The 15,257-nt window shown below is 51.7% G+C and carries 9 protein-coding genes, 4 tRNA genes and 3 rRNA genes; all 16 read left to right on the plus strand.

Going from position 1 to position 15,257, the window contains the following annotated elements; all coding sequences use genetic code 11:
- Positions 1–104 precede the first annotated feature (104 nt).
- Positions 105–1,641, plus strand: a 16S ribosomal RNA gene (locus LG323_RS10925).
- 249 nt (positions 1,642–1,890) lie between these two features.
- A 23S ribosomal RNA gene (locus tag LG323_RS10930) occupies positions 1,891–4,781 on the plus strand.
- A gap of 151 nt (positions 4,782–4,932) precedes the next feature.
- Positions 4,933–5,048: ribosomal RNA gene (rrf, locus tag LG323_RS10935) — 5S ribosomal RNA — on the plus strand.
- The 16S, 23S and 5S rRNA genes sit together here, the layout of an rRNA operon.
- Positions 5,049–5,354: 306 nt before the next feature.
- Positions 5,355–6,347 (plus strand): biotin--[acetyl-CoA-carboxylase] ligase, encoded by a 993-nt coding sequence (locus LG323_RS10940; RefSeq protein WP_404416028.1) that lies wholly within the window; start codon positions 5,355–5,357, stop codon positions 6,345–6,347.
- Positions 6,337–7,158 carry a type III pantothenate kinase gene (locus LG323_RS10945; protein WP_404416031.1) on the plus strand — a complete coding sequence of 274 codons (822 nt, stop codon included), beginning with the start codon at positions 6,337–6,339 and terminating at the stop codon, positions 7,156–7,158. The genes LG323_RS10940 and LG323_RS10945 overlap by 11 nt, the downstream gene beginning before the upstream one ends.
- 77 nt (positions 7,159–7,235) lie before the next feature.
- Positions 7,236–7,319 (plus strand) — tRNA-Tyr (locus tag LG323_RS10950).
- A 15-nt stretch (positions 7,320–7,334) separates the two neighbouring features.
- Positions 7,335–7,408 (plus strand) — tRNA-Gly (locus LG323_RS10955).
- 5 nt (positions 7,409–7,413) lie between these two features.
- Positions 7,414–7,488, plus strand: a tRNA-Thr gene (locus LG323_RS10960).
- A gap of 48 nt (positions 7,489–7,536) precedes the next feature.
- Positions 7,537–7,612, plus strand: a tRNA-Trp gene (locus tag LG323_RS10965).
- Between the two features lie 64 nt (positions 7,613–7,676).
- Positions 7,677–8,045 (plus strand): preprotein translocase subunit SecE, encoded by a 369-nt coding sequence (gene secE, locus LG323_RS10970; protein WP_310697666.1) that lies wholly within the window; start codon positions 7,677–7,679, stop codon positions 8,043–8,045.
- A 10-nt stretch (positions 8,046–8,055) separates the two neighbouring features.
- Complete coding sequence (gene nusG, locus LG323_RS10975) at positions 8,056–8,589, plus strand: transcription termination/antitermination protein NusG (protein ID WP_310697664.1); 534 nt, start codon at positions 8,056–8,058, stop codon at positions 8,587–8,589.
- 70 nt (positions 8,590–8,659) lie between these two features.
- Positions 8,660–9,091, plus strand: a complete 432-nt coding sequence (gene rplK, locus LG323_RS10980) for a 50S ribosomal protein L11 (RefSeq protein ID WP_310697662.1) — start codon at positions 8,660–8,662, stop codon at positions 9,089–9,091.
- The gene (gene rplA / locus LG323_RS10985; RefSeq protein WP_310697660.1) at positions 9,092–9,787 is read left to right on the plus strand and encodes a 50S ribosomal protein L1; all 696 of its coding nucleotides are present in this window, start codon (positions 9,092–9,094) and stop codon (positions 9,785–9,787) included. It abuts the gene before it with no gap.
- A gap of 208 nt (positions 9,788–9,995) precedes the next feature.
- The gene (rplJ, locus tag LG323_RS10990) at positions 9,996–10,496 is read left to right on the plus strand and encodes a 50S ribosomal protein L10 (RefSeq protein WP_310697658.1); all 501 of its coding nucleotides are present in this window, start codon (positions 9,996–9,998) and stop codon (positions 10,494–10,496) included.
- Positions 10,497–10,554: 58 nt separating this feature from the next.
- Positions 10,555–10,926, plus strand: a complete 372-nt coding sequence (rplL, locus tag LG323_RS10995) for a 50S ribosomal protein L7/L12 (protein WP_310697656.1) — start codon at positions 10,555–10,557, stop codon at positions 10,924–10,926.
- Between the two features lie 200 nt (positions 10,927–11,126).
- A complete protein-coding gene (gene rpoB / locus LG323_RS11000; protein ID WP_404416037.1) occupies positions 11,127–15,206 on the plus strand; it encodes a DNA-directed RNA polymerase subunit beta in 4,080 nt (1,359 codons plus the stop codon).
- The last annotated feature ends 51 nt before the right edge of the window (positions 15,207–15,257 follow it).

Here is a 15,257-nt window from a genome sequence, read left to right on the forward strand (position 1 = left end):
AACATCAAGGCAAGCGACTCGTCGAGATTCAGGTTAATTCTTGAACTCAATTATTCGTTTGAACCTTGAGCCAAGTTTGATTCACTCAATGAATCGATGATTTTAAACTGAAGAGTTTGATCATGGCTCAGATTGAACGCTGGCGGCAGGCCTAACACATGCAAGTCGAGCGGAAACGATGGGAGCTTGCTCCCAGGCGTCGAGCGGCGGACGGGTGAGTAATGCATGGGAATCTGCCCGATAGTGGGGGATAACCTTTCGAAAGGAAGGCTAATACCGCGTACGTCCTACGGGAGAAAGTGGGGTTTCGGCCTCACGCTATCGGATGAGCCCATGTCGGATTAGCTAGTTGGTGAAGTAAAGGTTCACCAAGGCGACGATCCGTAGCTGGTCTGAGAGGATGATCAGCCACACCGGAACTGAGACACGGTCCGGACTCCTACGGGAGGCAGCAGTGGGGAATATTGGACAATGGGGGCAACCCTGATCCAGCCATGCCGCGTGTGTGAAGAAGGCCTTCGGGTTGTAAAGCACTTTCAGTGGGGAGGAAAGGTTTGCGGTTAATACCCGTAAGCTGTGACGTCACCCACAGAAGAAGCACCGGCAAACTCCGTGCCAGCAGCCGCGGTAATACGGAGGGTGCGAGCGTTAATCGGAATTACTGGGCGTAAAGCGCGCGTAGGCGGTTTGTTAAGCCAGATGTGAAAGCCCTGGGCTCAACCTAGGAACGGCATCTGGAACTGGCAAGCTAGAGTACAGTAGAGGAAGGTAGAATTCCACGTGTAGCGGTGAAATGCGTAGATATGTGGAGGAATACCAGTGGCGAAGGCGGCCTTCTGGACTGATACTGACGCTGAGGTGCGAAAGCGTGGGGAGCAAACAGGATTAGATACCCTGGTAGTCCACGCCGTAAACGATGTCAACTAGCCGTTGGGAGCCTTGAGTTCTTAGTGGCGCAGCTAACGCACTAAGTTGACCGCCTGGGGAGTACGGCCGCAAGGTTAAAACTCAAATGAATTGACGGGGGCCCGCACAAGCGGTGGAGCATGTGGTTTAATTCGATGCAACGCGAAGAACCTTACCTACTCTTGACATCCAGAGAACTTTCCAGAGATGGATTGGTGCCTTCGGGAACTCTGTGACAGGTGCTGCATGGCTGTCGTCAGCTCGTGTTGTGAAATGTTGGGTTAAGTCCCGTAACGAGCGCAACCCCTATCCTTATTTGCCAGCGAGTTAAGTCGGGAACTCTAAGGAGACTGCCGGTGACAAACCGGAGGAAGGTGGGGACGACGTCAAGTCATCATGGCCCTTACGAGTAGGGCTACACACGTGCTACAATGGCCGGTACAACAGGTTGCTAACCCGCGAGGGGGAGCCAATCCGCAAAAGCCGGTCGTAGTCCGGATTGGAGTCTGCAACTCGACTCCATGAAGTCGGAATCGCTAGTAATCGCGGATCAGAATGCCGCGGTGAATACGTTCCCGGGCCTTGTACACACCGCCCGTCACACCATGGGAGTTGATTGCACCAGAAGTAGCTAGCTTAACCTTCGGGAGGGCGGTTACCACGGTGTGGTTAATGACTGGGGTGAAGTCGTAACAAGGTAGCCGTAGGGGAACCTGCGGCTGGATCACCTCCTTAACGACGGCCCAAACCTCCCGTAAGTGCTCACATGAATGGCTCTGATGCCAGAGAAGCTGAAGATCAGCTTTTTGCTCTTTAACAATGCAAGATTCAAGTTTTAAAAGTCAAAGCGATACGTTTGTTGCTGCTCACTGAGGCAGCAATGGACATCAGTCTCAAGCGTATCCGGCGAAAAATCGTTGAACAGTTATTTGATAAGCCCCAAAAGGATTAGCTCCTTTTTAGGAAAACTTCTTGGGGTTATATGGTCAAGTGACGAAGCGCATACGGTGGATGCCTTGGCAGTCAGAGGCGATGAAAGACGTGGAAGCCTGCGATAAGGTTCGGGGAGTCGGCAAACAGACTGTGATCCGGACATTTCTGAATGGGGAAACCCACCCAGTGTAAGCTGGGTATCCAGTACTGAATACATAGGTGCTGGAGGCAAACCGGGAGAACTGAAACATCTAAGTACCCCGAGGAAAAGAAATCAACCGAGATTCCCTGAGTAGCGGCGAGCGAAAGGGGAGCAGCCCTTAAGTTGAATTTGTGTTAGCGGAAGGCTCTGGAAAGTGCCGCCATAGCGGGTGATAGCCCCGTACGCGAAAATGCATTTTCAGTGAAAACGAGTAGGACGGGACACGAGAAATCCTGTCTGAAGATGGGGGGACCATCCTCCAAGGCTAAATACTCCTGACTGACCGATAGTGAACCAGTACCGTGAGGGAAAGGCGAAAAGAACCCCTGTTAGGGGAGTGAAATAGATCCTGAAACCGTATGCGTACAAGCAGTCGGAGCCCACTTGTTGGGTGACGGCGTACCTTTTGTATAATGGGTCAGCGACTTATTCTCAGTGGCGAGGTTAACCGTATAGGGGAGCCGTAGGGAAACCGAGTCTTAATAGGGCGCGCAGTCGCTGGGAATAGACCCGAAACCGGGCGATCTACCCATGGGCAGGTTGAAGGTTGAGTAACATCAACTGGAGGACCGAACCGTAATCTGTTGAAAAAGATTCGGATGACCTGTGGGTCGGAGTGAAAGGCTAATCAAGCCCGGAGATAGCTGGTTCTCCTCGAAAGCTATTTAGGTAGCGCCTCGTGTATCACCACCGGAGGTAGAGCACTGTTTGGACTAGGGGGTCATCCCGACTTACCAACTCCATGCAAACTCCGAATACCGGTGAGTGTGAGCACGGGAGACACACGGCGGGTGCTAACGTCCGTCGTGAAAAGGGAAACAACCCAGACCGCCAGCTAAGGCCCCAAAATCCTGGTTAAGTGGGAAACGATGTGGGAAGGCAAAAACAGCTAGGAGGTTGGCTTAGAAGCAGCCACCCTTTAAAGAAAGCGTAATAGCTCACTAGTCGAGTCGGCCCGCGCGGAAGATGTAACGGGGCTCAAACCAGGTGCCGAAGCTGCGGGTTCATCTATGATGAGCGGTAGAGGAGCGTTGTGTAAGCCGTCGAAGGTGGATTGAGAAGTCTGCTGGAGGTATCACAAGTGCGAATGCTGACATGAGTAACGATAAGGGGAGTGAAAAACTCCCCCGCCGGAAGACCAAGGTTTCCTATCCCATGCTAATCAGGGTAGGGTGAGTCGGCCCCTAAGGCGAGGCCGAAAGGCGTAGTCGATGGGAAGCAGGTTAATATTCCTGCACTTGTTGTGATTGCGATGGGAGGACGGAGAAGGCTAGGCGAGCCAGGCGTTGGTAGTCCTGGTGAAAGCAAGTAGGCGGTACCCTTAGGCAAATCCGGGGGTGCAACGCCGAGATGCGAGAGGAAGAGGACCTTCGGGGAATCGAACTCGTTGATGCCACGCTTCCAAGAAAAGTCTCTAAGCTTCAGATCACAACAAACCGTACCCCAAACCGACACAGGTGGTCAGGTCGAGAAGACCCAGGCGCTTGAGAGAACTCGGGTGAAGGAACTAGGCAAAATGGTGCCGTAACTTCGGGAGAAGGCACGCCGACACTAGGTGACGTTTACACAAACCGAGCCGAAGTCGGTCGAAGATACCAGGCCCCTGCAACTGTTTATTAAAAACACAGCACTCTGCAAACACGTAAGTGGACGTATAGGGTGTGACGCCTGCCCGGTGCCGGAAGGTTAATTGATGGGGTTAGCGCAAGCGAAGCTCTTGATCGAAGCCCCGGTAAACGGCGGCCGTAACTATAACGGTCCTAAGGTAGCGAAATTCCTTGTCGGGTAAGTTCCGACCTGCACGAATGGCGTAATGATGGGGGCGCTGTCTCCACCCGAGACTCAGTGAAATTGAAATCGCAGTGAAGATGCTGTGTATCCGCGGCTAGACGGAAAGACCCCGTGAACCTTTACTATAGCTTCACACTGGACTTTGATATTGCTTGTGTAGGATAGCTGGGAGGCTTTGAAATGCAGACGCCAGTTTGCATGGAGCCAACCTTGAAATACCAGCCTGGCAATCTTGAGGTTCTAACCTAGGTCCATTATCTGGATCAGGGACCGTGTGTGGTGGGTAGTTTGACTGGGGCGGTCTCCTCCCAAAGAGTAACGGAGGAGCACAAAGGTACCCTCAGGCTGGTCGGAAATCAGCCAATGAGTGCAAGAGCATAAGGGTGCTTGACTGCGAGACAGACACGTCGAGCAGGTACGAAAGTAGGTTCTAGTGATCCGGTGGTTCTGTATGGAAGGGCCATCGCTCAACGGATAAAAGGTACTCCGGGGATAACAGGCTGATACCGCCCAAGAGTTCACATCGACGGCGGTGTTTGGCACCTCGATGTCGGCTCATCACATCCTGGGGCTGAATTCGGTCCCAAGGGTATGGCTGTTCGCCATTTAAAGTGGTACGCGAGCTGGGTTTAGAACGTCGTGAGACAGTTCGGTCCCTATCTGCCGTGGACGTTGGAGACTTGAGAAGAGCTGCTCCTAGTACGAGAGGACCGGAGTGGACGAACCTCTGGTGTTCGGGTTGTCATGCCAATGGCATTGCCCGGTAGCTATGTTCGGACGGGATAACCGCTGAAGGCATCTAAGCGGGAAGCCCCCTTCAAGATAAGGTCTCCCTGAGGACTTGATCCTCCTAAAGGGCCCTTGAAGACCACAAGGTTGATAGGTCGGATGTGGAAGCGCAGCAATGCGTTGAGCTAACCGATACTAATGACCCGTGAGGCTTGACCATATAACACCCAAGCGGTTTTATAGATCAAGACTGAGCAATGATGATTTGACGGATACGTAAGAGACTGACGCAGACCGGCGATACGCCAAAACTTGAATCTTGCCCCTTTTTAGGATGTTGGCCGAAGCAGTGCCAGCTTCCAACAGTTACGCCTGACGACCTTAGCGAGTGGGAACCACCTGAACCCTTTTCGAACTCAGAAGTGAAACCGCTCAGCGCCGATGATAGTGTGGGGCTTCCCCATGTGAAAGTAGGTCATCGTCAGGCACTTATAAAACAATCCCCTTGGCTCAGTGAGTCAGGGGGATTTTTTTATGGCTAGAGAAATTCTACTTGAACATGGCATGTGACTGATTGGTCTGGAACCAATCAGAACGGCCGAAGGTCGGCCCGTAGGGTGAGCGCCAGGGATGGTGCGAATAAAGTAGGTCATCGTCAGGCACCTATTCTGAAAACACCCCTTGAACTCACGTTCAAGGGGTGTTTTTTTATGCGTAAAAGGCAGGAAAAACGGCTGTTGTGATTACAAAAGGCGTGTAAACCTATAAAATTGCTGCTTCCATGGGAGTAGCTATGAACCTTTATCCTCTTATTTGTCAGCTCAGTGATGGTCAATACCACACCGGAACCGAGCTTGGTGAGTCCTTGAACGTCAGCCGGACGGCCATCTGGAAGCAAATTCAAAAGCTACCCGAGCTGGGTCTTCGCTATCAAACCGAAAAGCAACTGGGTTACCGCCTGGAAACACCGCTCGATCTTCTTGACGCAGATTTCATTCTCGATAAGCTGCGCACGTATTTTAACGAGGAAGAAATCAGCCTGTCTGTTGAGCCAGTTGTGACCTCAACAAACACTCTTTTGCTGGATCGTGCAAATAGTGGCGATGCTATTCATCTGCAATTGCTGACTGCAGAAATGCAGCAGGCCGGTAAAGGTCGCCGTGGACGTAACTGGTTCAGTCCTTTTGCCTCATCAATAAGCTGTAGCCTGGGCTGGGTGTTTGAAGGTTCGGCGCAGGAACTGCAGGGTTTAAGTCTGGCCATTGGGGTTGCCATCAAATCAGGATTGGAAAATTTGGGTATCAAGGGAGTTGGACTCAAATGGCCCAATGACATCTATCTTAATCAAGCCAAGCTGGGCGGGATTCTGATAGAAATCACGGGCGACCTGGCCGGGCCCTGCAAGCTGGTAGTCGGCTTTGGCCTTAATGTGCATCGGCCTGTGGATTTTAAACCTGAGGCGGTGAATCAGCCTGTTGCCTTTCTGAGTGATCTGGATGCGAGAAGCTTACCAGTCCGCTCAGAGTTGGTGGCTCAATTGTACCTGGAGGTTCTGGAGGTCTTGAGTGGTTATGCAGCTGAAGGTTTTGCTCCCTGGGTGGATGAGTGGAATCAAGCACATATTTGGCAGGGTCAGAAAGCTTCAGTGATCACTCCGCAGGGGTCGGAGGAGGTCACTCTTGGCGAGGTCAATCAGCTTGGCGAGTTACAGGTGTTTGACTCGTCAGGGGAGGCTAGACTTCTGAATTCAGGTGAAATCAGCTTGAGGCTAAAGGATGATACTTGATCTGGATATAGGCAATACCTTAACCAAGTGGCGCCTCAAATGCCTGAAAACAAGCCGCATACTGGATCGCGGGTCGATCTGGACGCGCGATCGTTGGGAAGACTCCCATGAAATTCCCGATTTTCGTGATATTAAATTGATGCGCGTATCTAATGTGGGCGGCAAGGAAGTGCTTGGTGAAGTGGAAAGAATTGCCAGACGCTTTCGTGTACCTTTGCATGTTGCCCGATCGCTGGAGAGGTTTTCAGGGGTGCGCAATGCCTATCGTGAACCCTCAACGTTGGGGGTAGATCGTTGGTTAGGTATTTTGGCCGGCTTTCACGCTACGGGCGGTTGCTGTGTGGTGGACTGCGGCAGTGCCATTACTATTGATTTTGTCCTGGATAGTGGACAGCACCTGGGTGGATTTATTGCCCCTGGGATACGTTTGATGAAAGAAAGCCTTAAGCTGGGTACGCGCAATGTTCCGGTTGATCCTGATGAGGATCACCAGGGTTTGACCACACCCGGCACCACAACCCATCAGGCCGTCAGTCATGGTATTTACCTGGCTGCCACCGGACAGATCAACAGTGCCTATGCTCAGGTTGCCAAAGACTTGAGTGGCCCCCTGCCCTTGATTGTGACCGGAGGTGATGCTGTCTTGGTCTCCGGTGGTCTTGATGTGGAGCCTTACTGCTGGCCGGACATGGTGTATGCGGGCTTGGAGTTGATGTTTCCGGTAACAACTGCTGAAAAATCAGGCATCTTGTGTGGGTCGCCCCAAGGAAAATTTGAAAAAAAACTTGCTGTGGATCGGTCTAGCTGTTAAAGTTGCCGCCGTTGTCTGGGGAGAGAAACACAGCCCTTGACACAGGCGAAAAATTAACTATAATTTGTCGCCTCGCTGGAGGGGTTCCCGAGTGGTCAAAGGGAGCAGACTGTAAATCTGCCGCGCGAGCTTCGAAGGTTCGAATCCTTCCCCCTCCACCAGTTTCTGCCGGGCAAGCGGGCATAGTTTAATGGTAGAACCTCAGCCTTCCAAGCTGATGACGCGGGTTCGATTCCCGCTGCCCGCTCCAGATTGGCTCATGTAGCTCAGGGGTAGAGCACACCCTTGGTAAGGGTGAGGTCGGCGGTTCAAATCCGCCCATGAGCTCCACGATTTATTGATTGTCGTGAGTAGCGCCAGTTCGAAAATGCCAAATTTAGGCCAGTAGCTCAATTGGCAGAGCAGCGGTCTCCAAAACCGCAGGTTGGGGGTTCGATTCCCTCCTGGCCTGCCAATCTCCCTCAGGTTGGTGTTAGTCAAATCCAAGTTTAGTGCTGCCGCAAGGAGATAAATCTCTGATGAAAGCAAAAGCCGAGGCTCAGCCAGCTCGTCTGGATGGTTTGAAATGGGCTCTTGTAGTGCTGCTGGTTTCAGCTGCAGTGCTGGGTAATATGTATTTTTCTGATACGCCTCTACTTTATCGAGTGGTTGGCGTTGTTGTGTTTATTGCTTTGGCCGCTGGTGTGTTTTTATTGACTACCAAAGGTCAACGGTTTCTGGTCATGGCACGAGAAGCGCGCACCGAAATCCGCAAGGTGATCTGGCCGACGCGCCCCGAAACCACCCAAACAACCTTGATCGTGCTGGCTGCTGTTGCACTGGTAGCGCTGCTCCTGTGGCTCATCGATTCCCTGTTGAGCTGGATTATTCAAAGCCTGATTTACTAGGAGGAGCAAGATGGCCAAGCGCTGGTATGTGGTACACGCCTATTCAGGCTTTGAAAAGCAAGTAATGCGCTCCTTGCAGGAACGTATCAAGCTGAAGGAAATGGAAGATCTTTTCGGGCAGGTGTTGGTTCCCACTGAAGAAGTGGTGGAGATGCGTGAAGGCAAAAAGCGCAAAAGCGAACGCAAGTTCTATCCAGGCTATGTGCTTGTGGAAATGGATATGAACGATGATAGCTGGCACCTTGTCAAAGAAACCCCTAAAGTCTTGGGTTTCATTGGCGGAACACCCGAAAAGCCAGCTCCGATTACCGAGAAAGAAGCCGACCAGATCCTGCAGCGCGTTCAGGACGGCACCGATAAACCTCGCCCCCGAACCATGTTTGAGCCAGGCGAGGTGGTTCGGGTGCTGGATGGGCCTTTTGCCGATTTCAATGGTGTTGTTGAAGAAGTGAATTATGAAAAAAGCCGCTTGCATGTGTCCGTTCTGATCTTCGGACGCGCAACACCTGTTGAGCTGGGTTTTGGTCAGGTCGAAAAAGACTGACATGAAGCGCTGAAATTTCAGCGGAAATAAACGGGGAGCCGAGAGGCGTAGAACCCACTAGGAGTAAACAATGGCTAAGAAAGTACAAGCCTACATCAAGCTGCAGGTTGCAGCTGGTAAGGCAAATCCAAGTCCCCCTGTTGGCCCTGCACTGGGTCAGCACGGTGTGAATATCATGGAATTCTGTAAAGCATTCAATGCGCAGACCCAGGAAGTGGAAGCAGGTCTTCCGATTCCTGTGGTTATCACCGTTTACAGTGATCGCAGCTTTACCTTTGTAACCAAGACTCCACCTGCTGCTGTTCTGCTGAAGAAAGCACTGGGCCTGAAGTCCGGTTCAGCTGAACCCAACAAAAACAAGGTTGGCAAAATTACCCGCGAACAGCTGGAAGAAATTGCCAAAATGAAAGAACCTGATCTGACTGCCGCCGATATGGATGCAGCAGTACGTACAATTGCTGGCACCGCGCGCAGCATGGGTATTGACTCGGAGGGCGTGTAAATGGCCAAGCTAACCAAACGCCAAAAGCTGATTGCTGAAAAAGTCGATCCTAACAAGGCCTATAGCCTGGAAGAAGCCGTTGAACTGCTGTCTTCCTTGCCGCCCGTAAAGTTCAAGGAAACCTTTGAGCTGGCCGTGAATCTGGGTGTTGACCCTCGTAAATCCGATCAAGTGGTTCGTGGTGCTACTGTTCTGCCCAATGGCACCGGTAATGATGTCCGTGTTGCCGTTTTTGCTCAAGGCGCTGCTGCCGACTCTGCAAAAGAAGCCGGTGCTGACCTGGTCGGTATGGAAGATCTGGCTGAACAAGTCAAAAAAGGTGTTATGGACTTTGACGTTGTAGTCGCTGCTCCTGATGCCATGCGTGTTGTCGGTCAGCTGGGTCAGATCCTGGGTCCCCGTGGCCTGATGCCTAACCCCAAAGTCGGCACGGTAACTGCAGATGTGGCTACCGCCGTGAAAAATGCCAAAGCCGGTCAGGTGCGTTTCCGTACTGACAAGAACGGTATTATTCACGCAGGCGTTGGCAAAATCGACTTTGCTGCTGATGCAATCCGTGGCAACGTAGAGGCTCTTCTGGCTGACCTGAAGAAGCTCAAGCCTTCTTCTTCCAAGGGCATCTATGTGAAGAAGATTTCTTTGTCCAGTACTATGGGTCCTGGCTTGACACTTGATACGTCAAGCCTGGCTCTTTAGCAGTAACTTTGCGGAGTCCAGCATAACTGCTGGACAACCGTCAAAGACCGCAGGAGCTGAGAAGTCTGTTTTCGAAGCTTAATATTTCCTGCGCAGATGGAGGCCGCCATAATTGTCGGTCCAACCATCAATACCGACTCCGGATAACCGGAGGGTTGGAAACCGTAGAGAGCTACTTGGTAGCCTCTCTGAAATAGGAGCAAGTAAAGTGGCACTAGGTCTAAAAGACAAAAAAGCTATTGTTGCTGATGTCAACAAAGCTGCCAAAGCTGCTCAGTCCGTTGTTATTGCTGACTCTCGTGGTGTAACTGTGGGTGCGATGACCGAGCTGCGCAAGCAAGCTCGTGAAGCCCAGGTTGATATGCGCGTTGTGCGTAATACCCTGGCTCGTTTCGCCTTTGCAGATACCCCCTACGAAAATCTTTCCGATCAATTCGTGGGTCCTACTCTGATTGCTTTCTCCATGGATCATCCTGGCGCAGCTGCGCGTTTGTTCAAGGAGTTTGGCAAGACCGAGAAGGCGTTTGAAGTTAAAGCAATGGGTTACGCGGGTGAAGTGATCCCGGCTAAAGACCTTGATCGTCTGGCTACCCTGCCAACTTACGATGAAGCGATTGCTAAACTGATGGCAACCATGAAAGAAGCCTCAGCTGGCAAGCTGGTACGTACCCTTGCGGCACTGCGCAATCAGAAAGAAGAAGCGGCTTAAGCGCTTTTCTGTCCATATTTACGAGTAATTTACTCAAACCAATTCAGGTAGAGCTAACATGGCACTTAACAAAGAAGACATCATCAACGCTGTCGCTGAAATGTCAGTAATGGAAGTAGTTGAACTGATCGAAGCAATGGAAGAAAAATTCGGTGTTACTGCAGCTGCAGCTGTTGTTGCTGGCGGCCCTGCTGCTGGTGGCGAAGCGGCTGAAGAACAAACTGAATTTGATGTTGTTCTGACTTCAGCTGGCGAGAAGAAAGTTAACGTTATCAAAGCAGTACGCGAAATCACCGGTCTGGGCCTGAAAGAAGCCAAAGGCATGGTTGATGGTGCTCCTGCAACTGTTAAAGAAGGCGCTTCCAAGGAAGACGCTGATGCTGCAAAAGCGAAGCTTGAAGAAGCCGGTGCTTCGGTGGAACTCAAGTAATTTGCGTGGCAGCTTACGGCTGCAACAGTTGAGTGGCTGGTGGCGCTTTGCGCCCCCGGCCTTTTTCTGTTCAAGCCTGTTGAATAAAGATGACTGCATGTTTCACCGTTACAGGGGCATCGCAGTTGGGGCGCGCCTCCCCCTGAAGGCGTAGTGACCACTTGCGGTCTGGTTTCTGGTGAACAAGCTGGGGAAAATTGATGGCTTACTCGTACACAGAGAAAAAACGCATCCGCAAGGATTTCAGTAAACTACCGGTAGTAATGGATGTTCCTTACTTACTGGCAATACAACTGGACTCCTATCGCCAGTTCCTCCAAGAGGATAAAGCTGGTGATACGCGTACTGAAACTGGTTTGCATGCTGCATTTCAGTCCGTGTTCCCTATCGAGAGCTACTCAGGCAATGCAGCGCTTGAGTATGTAAGCTACCGTCTTGGAACCCCGGCGTTTGACGTCAAGGAGTGTATTCTGCGTGGTGTGACCTACGCTGCACCCCTGCGCGTAAAAGTGCGTCTGGTAATCTATGACAAGGATTCGCCCAACAAGGCGATTAAGGACATTAAGGAACAAGAAGTCTATATGGGTGAAATGCCACTCATGACTGAAAACGGTACCTTCGTTATCAATGGTACTGAAAGGGTTATTGTCTCTCAGCTGCACCGTTCACCTGGTGTATTCTTTGACCATGACCGGGGTAAAACCCACTCTTCCGGCAAGCTGCTTTATTCTGCACGGATTATTCCTTACCGTGGCTCCTGGCTGGATTTTGAATTTGATCCCAAGGATCTGGTATTTGTTCGTATTGACCGCCGCCGCAAGCTTCCTGCAAGCATACTGCTGCGTGCTTTGGGCTATACCGCTGAACAAATCCTGGATATGTTCTTTGAAACCAGTACCTTCTATATGGAAAGGGAAGGTTTCTCAGTCGATTTGGTCCCTTCACGCCTGCGTGGTGAAACTTCTTCTTTTGAGATTCTGGATAATGACGGCAAGGTTATTGTTGAAAAAGACCGCCGCATTACCCAAAAGCACATACGTCAAATTGAAAAAGCCGGTATTAACCGCCTGGCCGTGCCTGCTGAGTATCTGTTTGGCAAGGTTCTGGCCAAGGATATCGTTGACCCGTCAACCGGCGAATTGATTGCTGAGTGCAATACTGAGATCAGCGCTGAAGTACTGGCCAAGCTGGCCGAAGCTAAAATCAACAGTTTTGAAGCCCTCTATACCAATGATCTGGACTGCGGTCCTTTCATGTCGGATACCATCAAGGCTGACCCGACTCGTTCTCAGCTGGAAGCTCTGGTTGAGATCTACCGCATGATGCGTCCCGGCGAGCCGCCCACCAAAGAAGCTGCGGAAAGTCTTTTCTCCAACCTCTTCTTTTCTGAAGATCGTTATGATCTTTCAGTGGTCGGTCGGATGAAATTCAACCGTCGTCTGCGTCGTGAAGGTGATACTGGCTCCACGATTCTTGAGCACGAAGACATCATCGATGTCATGCGCGAGCTCTTGAGTATTCGTAACGGCAAGGGTGATGTCGATGATATCGATCACCTGGGTAACCGCCGTATTCGCTCCGTCGGTGAAATGGCTGAAAACCAGTTCCGTGTCGGCTTGGTGCGTGTGGAAAGAGCCGTTAAAGAGCGTCTGTCTCTGGCTGAAAGTGAAGGCCTGATGCCTCAGGATCTGATCAACGCCAAGCCGGTTGCTGCAGCCGTTAAAGAATTCTTCGGTTCCAGTCAGCTGTCACAGTTCATGGACCAGAACAACCCGCTTTCGGAAGTAACCCACAAGCGCCGTGTTTCGGCTCTGGGCCCAGGCGGTTTGACGCGTGAGCGTGCTGGCTTTGAAGTCCGCGACGTGCATCCGACCCACTATGGTCGCGTCTGCCCCATCGAGACACCAGAAGGCCCGAACATCGGTCTGATCAACTCACTGGCGACTTATGCCCGCACCAACTCCTATGGCTTCCTGGAAACGCCCTACCGCAAGGTCGTGGACAGCAAGGTGACCGAGGAAGTGGTTTACCTGTCAGCCATTGAAGAAGGCCAGTTTGTTATTGCTCAGGCATCCGCCAAATTGAATGAAGGCGGTGAGCTGGTGGACGAATTGGTTCAGGTTCGCCACAAGGGTGACACCACCTTTGTAACGCCTGATCATGTGACTCTGATGGATGTATCACCTCGTCAGGTGGTTTCCGTCGCAGCCTCTTTGATTCCCTTCCTGGAGCACGATGATGCCAACCGCGCACTCATGGGTTCCAACATGCAGCGCCAGGCTGTGCCTACACTGAAGGCTGACAAGCCTCTGGTCGGTACCGGCATGGAACGCTTCGTGGCACGTGACTCGGGCGTTTGTGCTGTTGCCCTGCGTGGTGGTTACGTCGATTCAGTCGATGCTTCGCGTATTGTGGTTCGCATCAATGAAGATGAGCTGATTGGTGGTGAAGCAGGTATTGATATTTACAACCTGACCAAATACACCCGTTCCAACCAGAACACTTGTATCAACCAGCGTCCGATCGTCAAACCCGGCGACAAGATCACCCGAGGCGATATTCTGGCGGATGGTCCTTCCGTGGATATGGGTGAGCTGGCTCTGGGTCAGAACATGCGTATCGCTTTCATGCCCTGGAATGGCTTCAACTTTGAAGACTCGATTCTGGTTTCGGAAAGGGTTGTAGAAGAAGATCGTTTCACCTCGATTCACATTCAGGAAATGACCTGTGTATCGCGCGACACCAAGCTGGGTTCGGAAGAAGTCACTTCGGATATTCCCAACGTGGGTGAGTCCGCACTTTCCAAGCTGGATGACTCGGGTATCGTTTATATCGGTGCCGAAGTTGGCCCCGGTGATATTCTCGTCGGCAAGGTTACACCCAAGGGTGAAACCCAACTGACACCCGAAGAGAAGCTGCTGCGTGCCATCTTCGGTGAAAAGGCTTCCGACGTTAAAGACACTTCATTGCGCGTTTCCACGGGCATGAAGGGTACGGTCATTGACGTCCAGGTCTTTACCCGCGATGGCGTGGAAAAAGACAAGCGTGCTCTGTCCATTGAACAGATGCAACTTGATGAGGTTCGCAAGGATCTCAAAGAAGAGTATCGGATTGCGGAAGAAGCGACTTTTACCCGCCTGTTTAATGCCTTGGAAGGTCAGCCCGTCAATGGTGGCCCTAACCTGTCCAAAAACGAGCGCATTACAGCCGAGTATCTGAAAGAGCTGCCCAATGTTCAGTGGTTCAAGCTGCGTATGCAGGATGAAGCCTTGAATGAACTGCTTGCCCAGGCCCAGCAACAGCTGGACGAGCGCAAGAACATCATGGAAGAAAAGTTCGAAGACAAAAAACGCAAGCTGCAGCAGGGCGACGATCTTGCCCCCGGTGTACTGAAAATCGTCAAGGTTTATGTTGCCGTTAAACGCCGCATTCAGCCCGGTGACAAGATGGCGGGTCGTCATGGTAACAAGGGTGTTATCTCCGCGATCATGCCGGTTGAAGACATGCCCTACAACGAAAAAGGCATTCCGGTGGATGTGGTTCTCAACCCGCTGGGTGTACCTTCACGCATGAACGTGGGTCAGGTACTGGAAACCCACCTGGGCTTGGCAGCCAAGGGTCTGGGTGAGCGCATTGAAGAAATGCTGGCAGTTGAGCGCGCCGCTCAAGTGAGCGAGATCCGCAGCTTCCTGGAACAGGTTTACAACCAGCTAGGCGGTAAGAACAAGGAAGATCTGGACAGCTTCAGTGATGAAGAAGTCATCGAACTGGCTCACAACCTGAAGAAGGGTGTGCCCATGGCGACAGCCGTCTTTGATGGTGCCAAAGAGCATGAAATCAAAGCGATGCTGGAACTGGCCGGTCTGCCCCGCAGTGGTCAGATGGATCTCTATGATGGCCGTACCGGTGACAAGTTTGACCGTCCGGTAACTGTTGGCTACATGTACATGCTGAAGCTCAACCACTTGGTGGATGACAAGATGCATGCGCGCTCAACGGGTTCCTACAGCCTGGTTACCCAGCAACCTCTGGGTGGTAAGGCGCAGTTCGGTGGTCAGCGCTTCGGGGAAATGGAAGTCTGGGCACTGGAAGCCTACGGTGCTGCGCACAGCTTGCAGGAAATGCTGACGGTTAAATCAGATGATGTGAATGGTCGTACCAAGATGTACAAGAACATCGTGGACGGCAACCACAAGATGGACCCAGGCATGCCTGAATCCTTCAACGTTCTGATTAAAGAAATACGTTCTCTGGCGATCGATATCGACCTGGAATATTAATACCCCAGTCTGATATCCGGGGAACCCCCTAGCGGGGCTAGAGTAGAAAGT

The organism is Marinospirillum sp. (assembly GCF_044810985.1).
Taxonomy (GTDB): domain Bacteria; phylum Pseudomonadota; class Gammaproteobacteria; order Pseudomonadales; family Halomonadaceae; genus Marinospirillum.

Bases quoted from the DNA above. Each gene is read 5' to 3' on its own strand.
- rplK (WP_310697662.1), top strand. From the start codon at position 8,660: ATGGCTAAGAAAGTACAAGCCTACATCAAGCTGCAGGTTGCAGCTGGT.
- nusG (WP_310697664.1), top strand. From the start codon at position 8,056: ATGGCCAAGCGCTGGTATGTGGTACACGCCTATTCAGGCTTTGAAAAG.
- rpoB (WP_404416037.1), top strand. From the start codon at position 11,127: ATGGCTTACTCGTACACAGAGAAAAAACGCATCCGCAAGGATTTCAGT.
- secE (WP_310697666.1), top strand. From the start codon at position 7,677: ATGAAAGCAAAAGCCGAGGCTCAGCCAGCTCGTCTGGATGGTTTGAAA.
- rplA (WP_310697660.1), top strand. From the start codon at position 9,092: ATGGCCAAGCTAACCAAACGCCAAAAGCTGATTGCTGAAAAAGTCGAT.
- LG323_RS10945 (WP_404416031.1), top strand. From the start codon at position 6,337: ATGATACTTGATCTGGATATAGGCAATACCTTAACCAAGTGGCGCCTC.
- rplL (WP_310697656.1), top strand. From the start codon at position 10,555: ATGGCACTTAACAAAGAAGACATCATCAACGCTGTCGCTGAAATGTCA.
- LG323_RS10940 (WP_404416028.1), top strand. From the start codon at position 5,355: ATGAACCTTTATCCTCTTATTTGTCAGCTCAGTGATGGTCAATACCAC.